We start from the raw sequence: 14042 nt of genomic DNA, 5'->3' as shown, positions 1-14042 counted from the left end.
TTTGGCTCACATGGCCGACGCTCTCAAGCTGACCCGCTACGTCCCGCCAGCGGCCTGGCAGCGCCGTCTGGGTGAGCTCTGCCAGCGTCGGCGCCATCTGGTGCAGATGCGGGTGAGCGAGCATCAGCGCATGCGCGCGTTCAGCGAACCCAGCCTGATTTCCATGCTGAATCAGCATCTGCGCGAGATCCAGAGGAGCATCAAGCAGCTCGATTCCATCATCGCAGCGCTCTTGGCCGAGCAGGATGGATGGCGTGATTTTGCCAAGCTCAAAGGCGCTGGCCCGGTGCTGATGGCAACCCTGGCCTGCGAGCTGCCGGAGCTGGGAAGGCTCAGTGGGAAAGCCATCTCGGCGTTGGTAGGGGTTGCCCCCATGAGCCGCGAAAGCGGCACCTGGAAAGGACGACGGAGTATCACCGGTGGCCGTGCCGTTGTACGCGAAGCGCTCTACATGGCAGCGCTGACCGCCAAACGCTATGAGCCCCGGCTCAAGGAATTCTTTGAATCCCTCGTCAACCAAGGCAAGCCAGGCAAGGTGGCCCTGGTCGCGGTGATGCGCAAGATGCTGGTGATCCTCAACGCCCGCAAGCGGGACGCGGAGGCCCAGATGGCCTCCGCCTAACAAGACAGTTGCTACAGAAGATCGAAAGCAGCCGAGCATGGCTCGGCTCTACAGAAGATCGAAAGCAGTCGAGCAAGCTCGACTCTACGGAGAAGCAGGCGCCGCCATCACACCGGCTGGCGCGGCCCGAACATGATCACCGCCATGCCCGCCAGGCACAGTGCGGCGCCCAGCAGGTCCCAGCGGCTGGGGCGGATGCCATCGACCAGCCACAGCCAGAACAGCGCGGTGCCGATGTAGACGCCACCGTAGGCGGCATACACGCGGCCGCTGGCGGTGGGGTGCAGGGTCAGCAGCCAGGCGAACAGGGCCAGGCTGGCCGCGGCCGGCAGCAGCAGCCACACGCTGCCGCCCTTGCGCAGCCACAGCCACGGCAGGTAACAGCCGACGATCTCCGCCAGCGCGGTCAGCAGGAACAGGGCGAGGGTCTTCACGCCTTCTCCGCCGCCTTGGCGTGCTGCCACAACGCTTCCTGTGCATCCAGGTCCATCCCCGCCAACGCACCGCCCTGCACTTCTGCCTGCGCTTCCATTGCCCGGAAGCGCCGCTCGAACTTGTGGTTGGCACCGCGCAGGGCCGCGCCCAGGTCGAGGTCGGCATGGCGGGCCAGGTTGGCGCAGACGAACAGCAGGTCACCCAGCTCTTCCTGCAGCCGCGCCTTGTTGCCGGCGACGTCGCCGCGCTCAAATTCCTCGCGCAGTTCCTGCAGCTCCTCGGCAGCCTTGTCCAGCACCGGCAGCGGACCGGGCCAGTCGAAGCCGACCTTGGCCGCGCGCGACTGCAGCTTCACCGCACGCTGCCACTCGGGCAGCCCGCGCGAGATGCCGGCCAGCGCCGAGGTATCCTGGTCGCCCTTGGCGGCACGCTCGGCGCGCTTGATCGCGTCCCAGTTGCGCATCACGCCATCGGCATCGTCCACGCTGGCATCGGCGAACACGTGCGGATGGCGGCGCTGCATCTTGTCGCTGATCGCGCGCGCCACGTCGGCGAAGGCGAACGCGCCCTGCTCCTCGGCCATGCGCGCATGGAACACCACCTGCAGCAGCAGGTCGCCCAGTTCGTCGCAGAGGTCGTCCAGGTCGCCACGATCGATCGCATCGGCGACCTCGTAGGCTTCCTCGATGGTGTACGGGGCGATGGTGGCGAAGTCCTGCTCCAGGTCCCAGGGGCAACCGCCCTGCGGATCGCGCAGGCGCGCCATGATCGCCAGCAGGCGCTCCAGTTCGGTGCTGGCGGCACTGCCGGCGGTGGGGGTGTCGCTCATGCGGGCTCCAGGGTCAGTCGGACAGCCAGTCCCGCCACGGCAGGCTGGTGTCGCCAAGGGCGATGAAATCGCCGTTCAACAGGGTGCTGCGGCGGTTGTAGCGGAACGGCTTGCCGCTGCTGGCCGAGAGCACCGCACCCCCGGCAGCGTGCAGCACGCACTGGCCGGCGGCGGTGTCCCATTCGGAGGTCGGGCCCAGCCGCGGGTACACGTCCAGGCCGCCCTCGGCGATGCGGCAGAACTTCAGCGACGAGCCCTGCGCCACGGTTTCGATATCGCCCATGCGCTCGAGCAGCGCGATGGTTTCCGGCGAGCGGTGCGAGCGGCTGGCGGCCACCCGCAGCGGCGCGGTGGCCGGCGTGCGGGTGCGCAGCACGCTGTCGTGCAGGCCCTGGCGGCGGTAAGCCAGCTCGCCGCGCATGGCGTGCCAGACGATGCCGGTGACCGGCGCCTGGACCACGCCGAAGGCCGGCGCGCCCTGGTAGATCAGCGCGATGTTGACGCTGAATTCGCCGTTGCGCTTGACGAATTCGCGGGTGCCATCCAGCGGATCGACCAGCCAGTAGGCGCCCCAGTGCTGGCGCTGTTCCCACGGCACCATTGCCGATTCCTCGGACAGGATCGGCAGGTCCGGGGTCAGCTGGCGCAGGCCCTGCTGGATGACCCGGTCGGCGGCGAGATCGGCGGCGGTGACCGGGCTGTCGTCGGCCTTCAGGGTGACATCGAAGCCGTCGCTGTAGACCTGCATGATCGCCTGCCCCGCTTCCTGGGCAATGGCGATCGTGGTTTCGCGCAGCTCGGTGGTCAGCTTGATCATTGGCGCCCCTGCAGCCACTGGCGCGCGATGAACAGCGCGGCCAGCGAGCGCCCTTCGGAGAAGTCCTCGCGCAGCATCAGCTGGTCCAGGTCGGCCAGCTTCCACGGCACCACCTCCAGCTCTTCCGGCTCGTCGCCGGCCAGCTTTTCCGGGTAGAGATCGCGCGCCACCACCAGCCACGACTGGTGGCTCATGTAGGTCGGCGCCAGGGTCATCGCGCGCAGCACGTCGACGCGGCGGGCACCATAGCCGGCCTCTTCCTTCAGTTCGCGGTCGGCGGCCTGCTCGGGCGTTTCGCCGGCATCGATGCGGCCCTTGACCAGGCCCAGCTCGTAGCGGTGCACGCCGGCAGCGTATTCACGCACCAACAGGACGGTCTCCTCATCCAGCATCGGCACCACCACCACCGCGCCATGGCCACGGCTGACCAGGCGCTCGAAACGCCGGTGTTCACCGTTGGAGAACTCCAGGTCCAGGTGCTGGCGCTGGAAGGGGCCGTTCTCCTCGTCGGTGATCCGGTGGATGATCGGCAGGCGACGGCCGCTGCGGTCGTCGTTCATGCGGAATCTCCGCGGCAGCCGGCGCGTGCGCCGGGGCCGATAGAATGTGCAGGCAGCAACATGTTCATGAGCCCGAAATGCTAGCAGACCCAACCCCCTCCCCGCTGGCCCGGCAGTGGCAGCAACGCGACCTGCAGGTGCTGTGGCACCCGTGCACGCAGATGCGCGAGCATCCGGACACGCTGCCGCTGGTGCCGATCGCGCGTGGCCAGGGCGCCTGGCTGATCGACCACGACGGCAACCGCTACCTGGATGCGGTCAGCAGCTGGTGGACGAATCTGTTCGGTCATGCCGAACCGCGCATCGGCGCGGCCATCGCCGCCCAGGCCGGGCAGCTGGAACAGGTGATGCTGGCCGGGTTCAGCCATGAACCGGCGATCACCCTGGCCGAACGCCTGCTGGCGCTGGCGCCGCGCCAGCCCGGCCGCGCGCCGCTGGCCAAGGTCTTCTACGCCGACAACGGCTCGGCCGGGGTGGAAGTGGCGCTGAAGATGGCCTTCCAGTACTTCCAGAACCGCGGCGAGACCCGGCGCACACGCTTCATTGCGCTGGAAAACGGCTACCACGGCGAGACCCTGGGGGCGCTGGCGCTGGGCGACATCCCGCTGTACCGCCGCGTGTATGCGCCGCTGCTGGCCGAAGGCCTGTTCGCGCCCTCCCCCGATGCCTACCTGGCCGAACCGGGCCAGAGCGCGGCCGACCGTGCGCGACAGGCCGCCGACGGCCTGGCCACCCTGTTCGACCAGCACCCCGGCGAGATCTGCGCGGTGATCCTGGAGCCGCGCCTGCAATGCGCCGGCGGCATGCGCATGCACGACCCGGTCTACCTGCAGCGCGTGCGCGAACTGTGTGACGCGCACGGCGCATTCATGATCGCCGACGAGATCGCCACCGGCTTCGGCCGCACCGGCACGCTGTTCGCCTGTGAACAGGCCGGGGTGATGCCCGACCTGATGTGCCTGTCCAAGGGCCTGACCGGCGGCTTCCTGCCCCTGGCCGCGGTGCTGGCCACGCAGGCGCTGTATGACGCTTTCCTGGATGAGTCGCGCGAACGCGCCTTCCTGCATTCGCACAGCTACACCGGCAACCCGCTGGCCTGTGCGGCGGCACTGGCCACGCTGGATATCTTCCGCGACGAGGACGTGATCGCCCGCAACCGTGGCACCGCCGCGGTGATGGCCACGCTGGCCGCGCCCTTCGCCGACCACCCGCACGTGGCCGATGTGCGCCAGGCCGGCATGGTGGTGGCCTTCGAGCTGTCGCGCGACGGCAACCGGCGCACGCCGTTCAACCCGGCGCTGCGGCTTGGCCTGCACGCCTACAAGGCCGCGCTGAAGCGCGGCGTGGTACTGCGCCCGCTGGGCGACGTGCTGTACTGGATGCCACCTTACTGCGTGGATGACGAACAACTGGAGCTGCTGGCACATACCACGCTGGCAGCCATCGACGAGGCGATTGCATGCGCGTGACCCGCTGCCCCATCGACCTGGCGCTGCACAGCGGCCAGACCGTGACCCTGCCGGAAGAGACGGCCAACCACCTGGTGCGGGTGATGCGCCTGCGCGAAGGCGATGCCTGCGTGCTGTTCAACGGCGATGGCCACGATTACAGCGCCACCCTGACCGTGGCCGGCAAGCGCGAGGTGCAGGTACGCATCGACGCGGTGCAGGCCGTGGACAACGAATCGCCGCTGGTGATCACCCTGCTGCAGGGCATCGCCCGTGGCGAGAAAATGGACCTGATCCTGCAGAAGGCCACCGAGCTGGGCGTGGGCGCCATCGTGCCGGTGAATGCCGAGCGCACTGAGGTGAAGCTGGATGCGGCGCGTGCGGAAAAGCGCGTGGCGCACTGGAACAACGTGGTGACCTCGGCGTGCGGCCAGTCCGGGCGTGCGCGCATTCCGCAGGTGGGTCCGCCGCTGTCGCTGGCCCAGGCAGCGGCGGCGCTGCCGGCCGATACGCTGCGGCTGACGCTGGACCCGCAGGGCGCGCACCGGCTGTCGACGCTGCAGGCCGCGCCGTCCGGTGGCATCGTCATTGCGATCGGTCCGGAAGGTGGCTGGTCGCCGCGTGATCGCGACCAGCTGGCGGCGGCCGGTTTCCAGGGGCTGCAGCTGGGCCCGCGCATCCTGCGCACCGAAACCGCCGGCCTGGCTGCGATTGCAGCGCTGCAGGCACGGCTGGGGGATCTGGGGTAAGGCCAACGCCTGCGGCGTGCCGACCAAGGTCGGCATCTACCGAAGCGCGGGCAGCGCGGTAGTGCCGGCCGCTGGCCGGCATCCACGCAATGATGAGGTTGCCGGCCAGCGGCCGGCACTACCGTCTGGTGATCAGGCGGCCAGCGAATCCAGCGCGGATTCCAGCGCGTCCAGGTTCGGCAGCAGCGCGCTGCGTTCACCCAGCAGCACGCGCATGTGCACGATGTCCGGCAGGGTTTCTTCCGAAGCGTCGGCCAGCAGGCCGTCACGCGGCACGGCAATCAGCTGCGGGAAGTTCTGCGTCAGCAGCGCGTAGTACGGGCGCTGTGCGTTGCCGCTGAGGGCCTTCAGCACCACCACCTTGTTGTGGCCGCCCACTACTTCATCGCCCAGGCCGGACAGGCGGGCGAAGGACAGCAGCGGCACCTGCCAGCCGTGCCAGGCGATCTGCCCGACCAGCCAGCGCGGAGCGTCGGCCACCGGTTCGACCGGCACGCGCGACATCATTTCGGCCACCGTGGCATTGGGCAGCAGCACGCGTTCGCCACCGGACTGGATCAGGACGCCACGGATTTCATCGTTGCTTGCGTAGCTCATGGCGTCTCTCCGTTGTCCTCGTCCACGCCCCAGCGCGCGGCGATGGCCTGCGCCAGTTCCTGCGGTTCGCCGGCGACCATGCCGGCAGCCACCACGGCGGTCGCCGCGGCGGGGTCATAGCAGCCTTCACCCACCTGCCCGGCCACCCAGGCACCGGCGGCGGCCAGGTCCAGCGCCGGGCCGACATGGGCCAGGTCGGCACCACTGAGCAGGATCAGGGCGCTGTGTTCGGCCGGCAGGCCGGCAATCGATACACCCAGCGGATCGGTCTGGAAATGCAGGCCATCGGCGGCGGCACGCACACCAATGTCGTCGGACAGGATGTGGACTTCGCCCGGCGTTGCGCGCTGGCCGGCTTCGGCCAGCTGCACCGGCAGCGGTGAAACCCTCGCCATCTGCTTGACCAGGTTGCCGTAGCGGCCACCGTCCAGGCGCATGTGCACCAGCACCGGCACGGCCAGCCCGGTCGGCAGCGCGCCCAGCAGGCGGCGCAGCGCATCAGGACCGCCAATGCCGGCCAGCACCAGCAGCGAGCCGGCGCGCGCGCCGGCCGGCAGGCCGGCATCCAGGTCGACCAGGCTCAGGTGGCCGGTCTCGAAGGACGGCACTGCGGGCGGCTCGTTGCGCACGGGCGCGGCGGCGGGCGCATCGGCGGCCTCATCAACCAGCGACCAGGCGGTGTGATCGAAGGACACCGGCGGCGGCACGGGGGCGTCGGCAGCGGGTGCCTCGGCTGCATCAGCGGCCGGCTCCGGCGGCAGCGCCTGCAGGGCCGCCAGGTGCTGCTCCAGCGACACCGGCTCGAACGTGGGCGACGGCGTCGGCGGTGCGTACAGGCTGTCGGCGGGCACATCGCCGGCCCAGTCCTGGGCCTGTTCCATGTGCGCGTGCAGTACCTCGTCCTTTGGCGGCACCGGCGGCGGCGAAGGCCGGCCCGGTTCCAGCTGCAGGCTGGGCTCGTCTTCGGCGCCCGGCGGCAGCACCTGCTGGTGGCCGTGCAGCTTGGCCGACAGGTGGCGGCCCCAGCGCTGCGCTTCCCAGCCATCGCGGCGCGCGGCCAGTTCGGCCTCGTCGAACACCAGGGTCAGGCCCGGTGCCGACAATGCCGGCTCCAGGCGCTCCAGCGCGTCTTCGATGGCCGCTTCCAGGGCGATCACCACGAACTGCGGATGGGCATCGGCCAGCGCCTGCGGCTCCAGCGTGACCGGATCATCTTCCAGCACGATCTGCACATCGGCATGGGCCAGCGCTTCGCGCAGGCGCTCGCGTGCTGCGCCCGGGCGGGCCAGCAGGGCAACGGCCGGAACCGGATTGACGTCACTCACGGACACGGGCGATCCCCAGCAGGTCATACACGTTACGCATCAGGTCCAGCTCCTGGTACGGCTTGCCCAGGTAGCGCTGCACGCCGATCTCGAAGGCGCGCTGGCGATGCTTGTCGCCGCTGCGCGAGGTGATCATCACGATCGGCACGTCCTTGTAGCGCGGGTCGGCGCGCATCGCGGTGGCCAGCTCGTACCCGTCCATGCGCGGCATTTCGATGTCCAGCAGCATCAGGTCGGGCACGCGTTCTTCCAGCTGCTCCAGTGCTTCGACACCGTCGCGGGCGACGCTGACCTCAAAGTTGTGGCGCTCCAGGATGCGGCCGGTGACCTTGCGCATGGTCAGCGAATCGTCGACCACCATCACCAGCGGAACCTGGCGGTCCTGGCGCGGTGCGTTTTCCTGCACCGGCGCGATCGGGTTGGCAAGGTAACGGCGCACCAGCGGTGCCACGTCGAGGATGACCACCACGCGGCCATCGCCGGTGATGGTGGCACCGTAGATGCCGGGCACCGACGCGATCTGCAGGCCGACCGGCTTCACCACGATTTCGCGGTTGCCGAGCACCTGGTCGATCGCCACGGCGGCACGCAGGTCGCCGGCGCGGACCAGCAGCAGCGGCACCTGGTCCTGGCCGTCGGCGCGCGCCGGGGCCTGCCCGACCAGGCTGCCTAGGTCGTACAGCGGATAGTCTTCGCCGCTGTAGCGGTAGCTGCTGTCGGCGGCTTCGAACCGCTCGCGCGACAGGCGGCCGATACCACTGACCGACGCCACCGGCACGGCAAAGGTGGTTTCGCCGATCTGCACGAACACGGCCTGGGTGACGGCCAGCGTCTGCGGCAGGCGCAGGGTGAAGCGCACGCCCTGGCCACGCACCGACTGGATGTCGACCGAGCCGCCGAGCTGGCGCACTTCGTTGCGCACCACGTCCATGCCCACGCCACGGCCAGCCAGCTGGCTGACCTGGTCGGCGGTGGTGAAGCCGGAGGCAAAGATCAGGTTGTCCAGTTCCTGTTCGTTCGGCGCCGCATCGGCGGCCAGCAGGCCACGGTCGATGGCACGGCGGCGGATCGCCTCGCGGTCCAGGCCGGCACCGTCATCGGCCACTTCCAGCACGATTTCCGAGCCTTCGCGGTGCAGGCGGATGGCGATCTCGCCCTCTTCCGGCTTGCCGGCGGCGCGACGCTGTTCCGGTGCTTCCAGGCCATGGGCCACCGAGTTGCGCAGCATGTGTTCCAGCGGCGCGACCATGCGGTCCAGGACGTTACGGTCCAGTTCGCCGTGGGTACCTTCCAGGGTCAGGTGGACCTGCTTGCTGGTGTCCATGCCCGCCTGGCGGACGACACGGCGCAGGCGCGGCACCAGGCCGTCGAACGGCACCATGCGCGCACGCATCAGGCCGTCCTGCAGTTCCGAGCTGACGCGCGACTGCTGCTGCAGCAGGGAGTCGTACTGGCGCGACAGATCGTCCAGCACGCCCTGCAGGCCACCCAAGTCGGCTGCGGACTCGTTCAGCGCGCGGCTGAGCTGCTGCAGGGTGGAGAAGCGGTCCAGTTCCAGCGGATCGAACTTCTGGTCGGCCTGGTCCTGCTCGCGCTGGTAACGGGCGACGATCTGCGCTTCGGTTTCCAGATCGAGGCGGCGCAGCTGGTCGCGCAGTCGCGCATTGGTGCGCTCCAGTTCGCCCATGGCGCCACGGAAGGCACCCAGCTGCTGCTCCAGGCGCGAGCGGTAGATCGCCACTTCACCGGCATGGTTGACCAGGCGGTCGAGCAGGTCGGCGCGCACGCGCACCTGTTCCTGCTGCGGGCGGGCCAGCGGATCTTCGTCCGGCGTGCCTTCCACCGGCAGCGGTGCCGACAGCGGTGCGTCGGCCAGGGCCAGCGGCGCGGCGGCAACCGGTGCCTCGACGGCCTCCTCGGCGATGCCTGCGCTGGTGCTGGCGGCGACGGCGGCGTCGCTGCGGGTACGGGCCTCGAAGGCCTCCACCAGATCCTGCGCCGGCTCGACCACGCGGTGGTCGCCGGTGCGGGTGAGCAGCTGGTGCAGGCGGTCGAAGCCCCGCTCCAGCAGCTGCACGTCGCGGCGCTCGATCTCGGTGCGGCCGGCGGCCACGGCTTCCAGCAGCGATTCGATGCTGTGGCCGAGGTCGCCGATGGCGTTGATGCCGGCCATGCGCGCACCGCCCTTGAGCGTGTGCAGGTCGCGCTGCAGCCCGGCCACCACTTCGCGGTCCTGCGGTGCATCGCGCAGCTCGCTGATCAGCCCATCGCAGTGGTCGAGCAGGTCCTTGCCTTCCTCGACGAAGATGTCGACCAGCTCGCGGTCATAGATGCTGAAGTCGAGCTGTTCGGCGTCGGCTTCCACGGCTTCGACGGCTTCGACGGGCTCAGCTTCAACGGCGACCACTTCAGGCGCGTGCACTACGGCATCCTGGCTGTGACCCGGTGCCTCTTCCATCTCGAACAGGCGCACCGGCGCGGCGGCATCGGCCACGGCATCAGCCACGGCATCGGCCGACACCTCGTCATTCACCGTCGCCGGGGACGGCAGGTCGGCGCTCTCTCCTTCACCGACCGCCGCCTCCCCGCCGACGTCCGCATCCTCGGCAAAGGCTTCCGCCTCGCCCGGCGCGAGTTCGCTGGCCTGCAGGCCGAGCACCGGCCACTGGCCGTCCTCGTCCTGCGCCTGTTCTTCCTCGATCACGTGCAGGCCGGCGTCGAGCGCGGCTTCCAGCGAGACCGGTTCTGCGAAGCCCGGCACAGCCATTTCATCCTGAAGGCTGGATGCGTCGCTGTCGAGGGCCAGTGCCTCGATGTCTTCATCGGCATATTCGATGACCGGCGCCTGCATCGGAGCTTCCGAGGCAATTGCGTCATTCTCCGCCGCAACCTCGGCGTCTTCCGGATCCCGGTCGTCCACAGGCAGCGCGCTGGCGTCGAGGTAGGGCGACAGGTCGTCGACGGCGGTCAGACAGGCGGCGTCCACATCGATCGCAACCGGCGCGGCTTCAGCCGCGTCCTGCGCGGTTTCAGCGATTTCAGCAACGTCATCGGCTTCGATGGCTTCAACGGCAGCGTCGCCTTCGATCTCCGCCGGCAGCGTGGCAGCGGCCTCCGGCATCGACGGCCAACCGGCGTCGAAGTAGCGCGACAGATCTTCGCCACCGGTCAGTTCGGCAGCCTCAAGGCCGACGTCAGGCTCGGCTTCGGCCACCGGCACAGCGGCGTCGGCAGGCGCTTCAACGTCGGCCGCGACCTCCGCTTCAGCTTCCGCTTCGGCTTCGGCTTCGACTTCGTCGAAATCTTCGTCGTCCAGGTCCAGGCCGACCATCGGCCAGCGTGCTTCCGGCAGCTCAGCGGCCAGCGCCTGCAGGCGCTGCGCCAGCTCGGCCTGCGGTGCGATGCGCGGCTGTTCAGCCTGCAGCGCTTCCATGGTTGCGCTGATCGCCTGCGCGGTCGCCTGCAACGCACCCAGCGCCTCGGCGCCCGGCACTACCTCGGCGGCCAGCGCACGCTTGATGTAGGACTCGGCAGCGCCGGTGACGGCGGTGATCTCCGGCACTTCGGTCATCGCGAAGGCGCCGTTCATGGTGTGCACGGCGCGCAGCAGCGCATCGTTCACCGGCTGCTCGGCCTGCTGTGCCGACTGCAGCCACTGCTGCAGCGTCGCCAGGTGGACGTCCACCTCGGCTTCCAGGATCTCGCGCAGCACGCTGTCGATGTTGGCCGGGGTACCGACCGGCTCGGCCACGGGCTCGGCGACAAAGGCCTCGACTTCGGCCGGCACGGCCGGCTGCGGTGCAGCGGCAACCGGCAGCGGCACGTAGAAGGTTTCCTCACCTACGGCAACGCGATCGGCAATGGCCTGCATTGCCTGCAGATCGACGGTGACACGCTGGCCATCGCGCAGCGCGGCGTTCAGCTGCGGCAGCGCGGCGTTGGCGTGGTCGACCATCGCCAGCACGGCCGGGGTGGCTGCACGCTTGCCCTCGAGCACGCGGTTGAGCATGCCCTCGATCTTCCAGGCGAATTCGCCCAGGGTGCGGGCGCCGACCAGGCGGCCACTGCCCTTGAGGGTGTGGAAGACGCGACGGATCGGGCGCAGCCGGTCCATGTTGTCCGGCTGCGTGCGCCAGGCCGGCAGCAGCGAACCGAGATTGCCCATCTCGTCGTCGAACTCTTCCAGGAACACCTCGCGGATGTCCTGGTCGATGTTCTCGGCGTCATCGTCGAAACCGGCCTCGAAACCGGCCGCTTCGACGGCCTCGGCGGCGACGTCGGCAACCGGTGCGGCCGGTGCGGCCTGCGGGTCGAATTCGGCGGCCGCGGCGCTCAGTTCAGCGAAGAACTGCGCGTCGGCCTCGCTGAAATCGATCGGCGCAATGGTATCGACGTCGACCAGGGACACGGTCGCGGCAGGTGCCGCAACGGTCGCCAGGCCCTCGTCCGCGCCGGTCTCGGCGGCGGCCAGGGCTTCGATCATTTCGACCGGCGCAGCCTCGGCAGCGACGTCGGCCATGTCGATGTGCTCGACCGGCTCGATGGTCGCGGCAGGCGCCAGTGCTTCGACCGGCGCAGCCTCGACGGCGTCGGCGAACTCGACCACCGGCTGCGGCGCGTCCAGTTCCTCGTCCAGCGACAGCGTTTCCATCGCCTGCAGCGACAGCACGTCATCGGCGTTGTCCAGGGCGCTGTTGTCGAAGTGGAACACCACATCGTCCAGCATCGCCGGGGCGTCATGCTCGGCGGCCACCGGGTCGAACGCCGGGGCAGCGGAAAGCTCCAGCGAAGCGCCCGTGGCGGCTTCGTCCAGCGCGGCAAAGCTGAAGTCCTCGACGCTGTCTTCCAGCACCAGCGCGTCGCCTTCATCGGCCTGTGCATCGGCCACCTCGGACAGCGACCACTGCGGGGCCGCCTGCACGTGCTCGGCGCCCACCAGATCGAGGCTGACCGAGTCGAAGCTGACCGGATCGAAGCTGTTGAAGGTCGGCGCGCGCTCATCGGCGGCGGGCGCAGGCTCGTGGCTGCCCAGCTCCCACTGCGGCACGCTCGGTGCCGGCGCAGTGGAAGCGGCGAACAGCAACGACGCCGGTTCGGCCTGTTCCGGGGTGGCGGCAGTGTCCTGCCCGCCCAGCGCACCGAACATCAGGCTGTTGTCGGCCACCGGCGCAGCAGGCAGCGGATCGAAGGTGAAGTCCGGCAGCGACGGCGGGACCTCGCCCGGCGCCGGTGCGGCAGGCTGCACGTCGATCTCCACCGGATCCAGCTGCAGCGGCGCGGCGGCCACTGCCACGCCTTCGCGCACGATGGGCTGCACCGCGTCGGCCTCGGTGCTGGCGCTGGCGCGCTCGGGCAGCGGCCAGTAGCGCAGGGTTTCCAGGCTGCTGCGGGTGATGTCGAGAATGTCTTCGCGACCCGGGCGGCGGTCACGCAGCGCTTCCAGGTAGTACTCCAGGCTGGCCATGGCATCGGCCAGCGTGTCCAGCTGGCGGCCACTGGGCACGCGCTGGCGACCGATCAGTTCGGCCTCGATGTACTGCTGCACGCCACGCAGGTAGTCGGCGGCGGTGCCCAGGTCGAGCATGCGCAGCGCACCGGACACATCGCCCAGCAGGCGCGGCACGTCCTGCAGTTCGGCATGGTTCCAGCTGGTTTCGATGAACGCGACGAAATGCTCGCGGGCGGCGGCGAAATTGGCGATCGCCTCGTGCGCCAGCACTTCCACCGTGCGCCGGTTCTCCACCGCGCTCGGGTCATCCTCGCCACTGCCACCGGCGCCCAGATGGGCGACCTGGTCGTCCAGCGACGCGTCGACATAGAGCAGTGCGCCGGCGATATCCAGCAGCATGTCCTCGTCGATCTGCTGGCGGCCTTCGACCACGGCCAGCAACGCATCGCGCTGCTGCGCGACCACGCTGCGGGCAGCGCCCAGGCCCATCATGCCCAGCGTATCGCCGACGGCACCCAGCTTGGTCACCTGTTCCTGCAGCTGCTGCGGCGCACCGCCGGTGCGCAGGTGCAGGTCCAGGGCATCCTTGACCTGCAGCAGTTCTTCCTTGACCGCGCTGCCGACGGTGTCGAGCAGCTCGCGGTTGCGCCCGCTCAGGCTGCCACGGGCGTGGTCCAGCTCGGCTTCGGTGGCGCTGACGCTGTCCGGTGCAAAGGCGAACAGCACGCTGTCATTCACGCCTTCCTCGCCACGCGCGGCGCGGATCTCGTTCAGCAGCGGCATCAGCACGATGGGAATATCGCGGTGGCCGTTCTGCAGGCGTTCCAGGTAATCGGGCAGCAGCACGCTGCCGCGCATCAGCGTGGCGCAGGCCTCGTCGCGGTCGGCCACGCGGCCTTCGCCGACGGCCACGGCCAGCTGTTCCAGTTCCTCGGCCACCATCGCCGGGGCATACAGCTCGACCATGCGCAGGGTGCCCTGCACCTGGTGCAGGTAGCCGGCGCAGATGCGCATGCGGCTGCCGTCAGCCGGGTCCTCGGCGAAGTACTCGACCTCGTGGCGCACCTGGCGCAGGGTCTCGTCCAGCTCCGGCTTGACCCAGCCCAGCGCTGCATGGCTCATCGCATCGCGCAGGCTGCTCATGGACGCGCTCCGGTCGCCGCCGCGCGGAGGCCGCGCGCATTCTGGCGTGGGAAATGGAAATGCTTCAT

At 69.5% G+C, this 14042-nt stretch carries 10 protein-coding genes; 3 read left to right on the top strand and 7 right to left on the bottom strand.

Features of this window, described 5'->3' with window-relative positions; genetic code table 11:
- The coding region (locus C1926_RS21120; protein WP_216822036.1) for a transposase at positions 1 to 622 on the top strand (622 nt) is incomplete at its 5' end.
- A gap of 107 nt (positions 623 to 729) precedes the next feature.
- On the opposite strand, the gene C1926_RS21115 is transcribed toward C1926_RS21120, so the two are convergent.
- Genes C1926_RS21115 through nudE form a run of 4 tightly spaced genes read right to left on the bottom strand, consistent with a single transcriptional unit; the run spans position 730 to position 3263 of the window.
- Entirely contained in the window at positions 730 to 1056 is a 327-nt protein-coding gene (locus C1926_RS21115; protein WP_079222853.1) for a YnfA family protein, read from the bottom strand.
- A complete protein-coding gene (gene mazG / locus C1926_RS21110) occupies positions 1053 to 1886 on the bottom strand; it encodes a nucleoside triphosphate pyrophosphohydrolase (RefSeq protein ID WP_108760553.1) in 834 nt (277 codons plus the stop codon). Before mazG ends, C1926_RS21115 begins: the two co-directional genes overlap by 4 nt.
- Positions 1887 to 1899: 13 nt before the next feature.
- Positions 1900 to 2703 carry a 3'(2'),5'-bisphosphate nucleotidase CysQ gene (gene cysQ, locus C1926_RS21105; RefSeq protein WP_108747213.1) on the bottom strand — a complete coding sequence of 268 codons (804 nt, stop codon included), beginning with the start codon at positions 2701 to 2703 and terminating at the stop codon, positions 1900 to 1902.
- The gene (gene nudE, locus C1926_RS21100; RefSeq protein WP_108760552.1) at positions 2700 to 3263 is read right to left on the bottom strand and encodes an ADP compounds hydrolase NudE; all 564 of its coding nucleotides are present in this window, start codon (positions 3261 to 3263) and stop codon (positions 2700 to 2702) included. The genes cysQ and nudE overlap by 4 nt, the downstream gene beginning before the upstream one ends.
- 77 nt (positions 3264 to 3340) lie before the next feature.
- Here nudE and bioA point away from each other — a divergent pair, with 77 nt between their 5' ends.
- Both bioA and C1926_RS21090 read left to right on the top strand, forming a co-directional pair.
- On the top strand, positions 3341 to 4732 hold the full coding sequence (gene bioA, locus C1926_RS21095) for an adenosylmethionine--8-amino-7-oxononanoate transaminase (protein ID WP_216822035.1): 1392 nt from the start codon (positions 3341 to 3343) through the stop codon (positions 4730 to 4732).
- Positions 4723 to 5460, top strand: a complete 738-nt coding sequence (locus tag C1926_RS21090) for a 16S rRNA (uracil(1498)-N(3))-methyltransferase (protein WP_079222858.1) — start codon at positions 4723 to 4725, stop codon at positions 5458 to 5460. The genes bioA and C1926_RS21090 overlap by 10 nt, the downstream gene beginning before the upstream one ends.
- A 132-nt stretch (positions 5461 to 5592) precedes the next feature.
- Here C1926_RS21090 and C1926_RS21085 read toward each other — a convergent pair whose 3' ends face one another.
- The 3 genes from C1926_RS21085 to C1926_RS21075 are packed head-to-tail and all read right to left on the bottom strand — an operon-like array spanning position 5593 to position 13974.
- Positions 5593 to 6057 carry a chemotaxis protein CheW gene (locus C1926_RS21085; RefSeq protein ID WP_079222859.1) on the bottom strand — a complete coding sequence of 155 codons (465 nt, stop codon included), beginning with the start codon at positions 6055 to 6057 and terminating at the stop codon, positions 5593 to 5595.
- On the bottom strand, positions 6054 to 7388 hold the full coding sequence (locus C1926_RS21080; protein ID WP_108760779.1) for a chemotaxis protein CheB: 1335 nt from the start codon (positions 7386 to 7388) through the stop codon (positions 6054 to 6056). The genes C1926_RS21085 and C1926_RS21080 overlap by 4 nt, the downstream gene beginning before the upstream one ends.
- Positions 7375 to 13974: an Hpt domain-containing protein gene (locus C1926_RS21075; protein WP_108760550.1), complete on the bottom strand. Its 6600-nt coding sequence runs from the start codon at positions 13972 to 13974 to the stop codon at positions 7375 to 7377. Before C1926_RS21075 ends, C1926_RS21080 begins: the two co-directional genes overlap by 14 nt.
- Between the last annotated feature and the right edge of the window lie 68 nt (positions 13975 to 14042).

Origin of the sequence: Stenotrophomonas sp. ZAC14A_NAIMI4_1 (assembly GCF_003086915.1) — a bacterium.
In the GTDB taxonomy this organism is placed as follows: Bacteria; Pseudomonadota; Gammaproteobacteria; order Xanthomonadales; family Xanthomonadaceae; genus Stenotrophomonas.
Note: the sequence above shows the minus strand (reverse complement) of the source record. Positions and strands in the feature narration are given on the sequence as shown.